At 40.0% G+C, this 5,455-nt stretch carries 4 protein-coding genes; 2 read left to right on the top strand and 2 right to left on the bottom strand.

The features are described 5' to 3' along the window. Positions 1-97: 97 nt before the first annotated feature. On the bottom strand, positions 98-649 hold the full coding sequence (locus F6K13_RS16305) for a sorbosone dehydrogenase family protein (protein WP_287287846.1): 552 nt from the start codon (positions 647-649) through the stop codon (positions 98-100). Between the two features lie 603 nt (positions 650-1,252). On the opposite strand from F6K13_RS16305, the gene alaS reads away from it, so the two are divergent. After that, on the top strand, positions 1,253-3,877 hold the full coding sequence (alaS, locus tag F6K13_RS16300) for an alanine--tRNA ligase (protein WP_124145674.1): 2,625 nt from the start codon (positions 1,253-1,255) through the stop codon (positions 3,875-3,877). Positions 3,878-4,237: 360 nt separating this feature from the next. On the opposite strand, the gene F6K13_RS16295 is transcribed toward alaS, so the two are convergent. Continuing rightward, positions 4,238-4,423 carry a hypothetical protein gene (locus F6K13_RS16295; protein WP_124145675.1) on the bottom strand — a complete coding sequence of 62 codons (186 nt, stop codon included), beginning with the start codon at positions 4,421-4,423 and terminating at the stop codon, positions 4,238-4,240. A gap of 132 nt (positions 4,424-4,555) precedes the next feature. Here F6K13_RS16295 and F6K13_RS16290 point away from each other — a divergent pair. Further along, the coding region (locus tag F6K13_RS16290) for a tetratricopeptide repeat protein (RefSeq protein ID WP_287287845.1) at positions 4,556-5,455 on the top strand (900 nt) is incomplete at its 3' end.

The following is a 5,455-nucleotide window of genomic DNA, read 5'->3' as shown; positions in this document are numbered from 1 at the left end:
GGAAAGCTTGTCCACTGCATAGGAAATGACCTCATCACTGACAGGAACACCCAGATGGTTCACGTCCTGGAGACAATGAACCATCTGGGTGTTCCTGTCAGCGATGAGAAACAAAAAGTTGATTGTCTGGAGAAATTGCTAAGTTCCGAGTAAAATGATTTCCAAATGGTGGTAAATCTGCAATTTTTTCGCCAGTACCATTAATTTCTGTTTCCCCAATATTATAAGGATATCTTACTATTGAATCTGTATTTCCCACATAGAAAAAATCTTCAGTAAAAACCATGCCGAAAGGTGCATTTAATCCATTTTCTGCATCGGCAAAAACTTGAGAAAAATCTGCTACACCATCCTCATCTGTATCGCGTAGTAAAAGTATTCGATCATTGAAAAGTGATGTTACTAATACATCTCCAGTTGGAGTAACTCCTAACCAACGAGGATTTCCACTTTCAGGAAAAACATTATCAGCAAAAACATTAACAGTAAAACCATCTGGAACTTGCAAAACTGGATTATCGGGAATTGAAATAGTAGCGGCACCATTACCAAAAATACGACTAGCAGGAGGTTCTGGTAAGGATTCTAGAGAAATAAAGATATCCTCTAATTCCAAGGGTTCGGTTTCTATCAGTCCGTTAGTTAGCATTATTTTTAGAGATGTTTTAGTTTCTTAATATTGACAATCAATATACTATCCTAAATTTCCAAAGCTAATGAAATATTAAGCTGCTATTTATGCCTACAAATTTACATTGTCTAATTTTAGACCAAGCAGCAATTATACAAACAAATTTAACCTTTTTTATATACTTATTTTTATTTGTTTTATATTTTTTAACTTGAGAGGTACTTGATTAAGTTAGTCTTAAATTATCTATACAAATTAACGAAAGGAAAGATTAATTTAAGATTAAATATAAAGATTTTTCAATTACTCAATAAAATAGTATCTAAAACTTGATAAATTAGGTCTATATTTATTCGGTGAAATATTTCAAATAAATTATATATATGATGCAAAATAAAAACGAAAAATTCGATAAAGTCTCCTGCTGGGATTTCTGGAAAAAGTTTATATAATTTCTGGAAATGCTTGATAAAGATTTCCGCTATTATAGAAATTTTCTGTTGTTCAATGGTCTATAACACCTAATATCTATTACAATAAAAGTTGTAAATTTTCAACAGGTAAAACTTTGCCTGAATAGACGGAAAATTAAAATTACACAACCTAACATCTGAATTAATTATGTCTCCAAAAAAACTCACAGGTAACGAAATTCGACAAACATTTCTCGACTTTTACGCACAACGGGAACACACTATTTTACCCAGTGCATCTCTAGTTCCCGAAGACCCCACGGTCTTACTCACTATTGCGGGAATGTTACCATTTAAACCTATATTTCTCGGACAACAACCCCGGAAATATCCCCGCGCTACTACTTCCCAAAAATGTATCCGTACCAACGATATTGAAAATGTCGGTCGGACTGCCAGACATCACACTTTTTTTGAGATGTTGGGTAACTTCAGTTTTGGCGACTATTTTAAACCAGAAGCGATCGCCTTTGCTTGGGAACTTTCCACAAAAATATTCGGTTTACCTCCAGACCATTTAGTTGTCAGCGTATTCCGAGAAGATGATGAAGCATTTGCTATTTGGCGCGACAAAATTGGTATTCCCGCACACCGTATTCAACGGATGGATGAAGAGGATAATTTTTGGGCATCGGGTCCGACGGGTCCGTGCGGTCCCTGTTCGGAAATTTATTACGACTTCCATCCAGAATTGGGGGATGAGAACATTGACCTGGAAGACGATAGCAGGTTTATCGAATTTTATAACCTCGTATTCATGCAATATAACCGGGATGCAGAAGGAAATCTTACACCACTACAAAACAGAAATATTGATACGGGGATGGGGTTGGAAAGAATGGCGCAAATATTACAAAAAGTGCCGAATAATTATGAAACTGACCTAATTTTTCCTATCATTAAAACTGCTGCGGATATTGCTGGTATCGACTACAAAAAAAGTGATGACAAAACCAAAATTTCCCTGAAAGTTATTGGCGACCATGTACGAGCAGTCGCACATTTAATTGCTGATGGTGTCACTGCATCTAATGTTGGCAGGGGTTATATTTTACGACGGTTAATTCGCCGAGTTGTGCGTCACGGACGTTTGATTGGCATTTTTGGGGAATTTACATCCAAAGTAGCTGAGAAAGCGATCGCTCTTTCTGAGGATGTTTACCCTAATTTGCGGGAGAGAGAAACTGCTATTAAAGCTGAGTTGCAACGGGAAGAGTCTCGCTTCTTGGAAACATTGGAGCGGGGTGAAAAATTGTTGGCGGAAATTATCGCAAAACCGGAAACTCAGAAAACTAAACAAATTTCGGGAGAAGATGCTTTCAAGTTATACGACACCTATGGTTTTCCACTGGAGTTGACTCAGGAAATAGCAGAAGAAAATGGTTTAACTGTTGATGTCAGTATGTTTGAAAAAGAAATGAAACTGGCGCAAGAACGTTCTCAGTCAGCCCACGAAACTATTGATTTAACTGCTGAAGGTGGGGTAAAATTAGATGTTGACAAAACGGAATTTTTAGGATATACAGATTTGACTTCCTCAGCGCAAGTAATGGCGTTAATAGCTGAAGGGGAACAGGTTGAGTCTGCGGAAGCGGGTACTCAAGTGCAAGTGGTACTTGACCAAACGCCCTTTTATGCCGAGTCTGGAGGTCAAATAGGCGATCGCGGCTATCTAAGTGGGGATAATGTGGTCGTGCGGATAGAAGATGTGCAGAAGCAGAATAATATTTTTGTGCATTTCGGTCGCGTGGAAAGGGGTTCGTTACAGTTAGGAATAACGGTGAATGCTCAAATAGATGCTGCTTGTCGTCGCAGAGCGCAAGCAAACCATACCGCAACACATTTGTTACAAGCTGCTTTGCGGTCCCTGGTAGACCAGTCTATTTCTCAAGCGGGTTCGTTGGTATCTTTTGACCGTTTGCGATTTGATTTTAATTGTCCCCGGGGGTTGAAACCGGAGGAAGTGGAGCAAGTGGAAGCTCAGGTGAATAGTTGGATAGCTGAAGCACATCCGGCGACGGTTGCGGAAATGCCATTGGATGAGGCAAAGGCAAAGGGAGCTGTTGCTATGTTTGGTGAAAAGTATAGCGATGTGGTACGGGTAGTTGACTATCCGGGAGTGTCGATGGAATTATGTGGGGGAACTCATGTGAATAATACGGCAGAAATTGGGGTGTTTAAAATTATTTCTGAAGCTGGTATTTCTTCTGGGGTGCGCCGTATAGAAGCAGTTGCTGGTTTGGCAATATTAGATTATTTGAATGTCCGAGATACTGTGGTTAAGGAATTGAGCGATCGCTTTAAGGCAAAACCGGAGGAATTATCGGAGCGGGTGAGTAACTTGCAGCAGGAGTTGAAGGAGTCGCAGAAACAGTTGGAAGCGTTGAAAGGTGAGTTAGCAGTGGCGAAGTCTGACCAGTTGTTAGGGGATGCTGAGACTGTGGGTGAGTTTCAGATATTAGTAGCGGAGATGCCTGGAGTTGATGCGGAGGCGTTGAAAACTGCTGCGGAACGGTTACAACAAAAGTTGGGCGAGAGTGCTGTGGTATTGGGTGCTGCTTCTGGGGAGAAAGTCAGTTTAGTTGCTGCTTTTAGTAAGTCTGTGAATAGTAAAGATTTGCAAGCAGGGAAATTTATTGGTGGGATAGCGAAAATGTGTGGAGGCGGCGGCGGCGGTCGTCCGAATTTGGCGCAAGCAGGGGGTCGCGATCCGAGTAAGTTGAAGGAGGCGTTGGAAAGTGCGAGGGAGCAGTTAGTTGATGGGTTGAAGTAAATTTTTGACCACTATGTTGTAGGTTGGGTTGAGGAACCCGAAACCCAACATAACCCAACTTACTTAACATAAACATATATAGGTTTTTGTTGGGTTGCGCTATCGCTTAACCCAACCTACATTATTATCACTAAATTATCCAAATATGGTATTAGTAGTTTAGGTGATTTTTGTAGATTTAAGGTAAGTTAATACCTAAGCTAAAAATTATTTATTTAGCAGTTTTAAAAATCTACAATATTTGAATCATCTTCACTAGATATCTCCAGAAAACAGAGAATGGAGAATAGGGATAAATCATTGATAGTTCATAGATAAGAATTGACTTTATTCTTGATATTTGGAGATATTTTTTCTAACTTATACAATATTTGAATTGCTTTCACTATTAATAAGAACGCGCGTTTCTTCAAACTCGATAGGTTCAAGTTTTTTAGGTGGTTCTAGTTCCTGAGAAGGTTCAGGTTTTTTAGGTGGTTCTAGTTTCTGAGAAGTTTCAGATGATTTTTGATTTAAGTTATCACTTTGTTCTGAATTATTCGACATAAATGACTTTCCCAAAAGTTTAACTTGTTTAGCACTGCCTCGCAATGACAGAGGAGTTAAATTAAGTAAACTGCATAACTGGTTACTTCTAAGGATATATAATTAAGTAGGTGTGCTAATGGGGTGAATTTTATGAAAGCAATAATTAAATATTCTCTGGTGTGGGGAGCAACATTTATTAGTATCTGTGGGTTAACTGTGGGGATGGTGAAACCAGTAGTAGGGGAAATTAAACCTGCTGTGGTAGCGCAACAGTCTGGGGAAGTCGAGGAATTTAAGGGACTTTTTCAACAGGCTGGTCAGTTGTCAAAACAGGGAAAATATAGTGAAGCTATTCTATTGTTAGAACGTGCCTTAATTATTGTAGAAAATGCAGGTGCTTCTGAAACCACTGCTGCCATAGTTATTCATCTTTTAGGTCTGCAGCATTATTACCAAGGAAAGTACACAGAAGCCTTACCCCTATTCCAAAGGTCTCTGGCAATATTAGAAAAAGCATTAGGAGCTGACCATCCCTCAGTTGCTGCCAGCCTCAACAACCTGGCAGTACTGTACCGTGACCAAGGGAACTACACAGAAGCCTTACCCCTATTCCAAAGGTCTCTGGCAATATTAGAAAAAGCATTAGGAGCTAACCATCCAGAGGTTGCCCAAAGCCTCAACAACTTGGCACAACTGTACCAATACCAAGGCAACTACAGCCAAGCCTTACCTCTATTCCAAAGGTCTCTAGCAATAAATGAAAAAGCATTAGGAGCTGATCATCCAGAGGTTGCCTCTAGCCTCAACAACCTGGCAGGACTGTACCGAGACCAAGGCAACTACACAGAAGCCTTACCTCTATTACAACGGTCTCTGGCAATCAAAGAGAAAGCATTAGGAGCTAACCATCTCTCCGTTGCCCTTAGCCTCAACAACCTGGCAGGACTGTACCGAGACCAAGGCAACTACACAGAAGCCTTACCTCTATTACAACGGTCTCTGGCAATCAAAGAGAAAGCATTAGGAGCTAACCATCTCTCCGTTGCCCTT

The sequence above is a fragment of the Okeania sp. SIO2B9 genome, from assembly GCF_010672505.1.
Taxonomy (GTDB): domain Bacteria; phylum Cyanobacteriota; class Cyanobacteriia; order Cyanobacteriales; family Microcoleaceae; genus Okeania; species Okeania hirsuta.
Note: the sequence above shows the minus strand (reverse complement) of the source record. Positions and strands in the feature narration are given on the sequence as shown.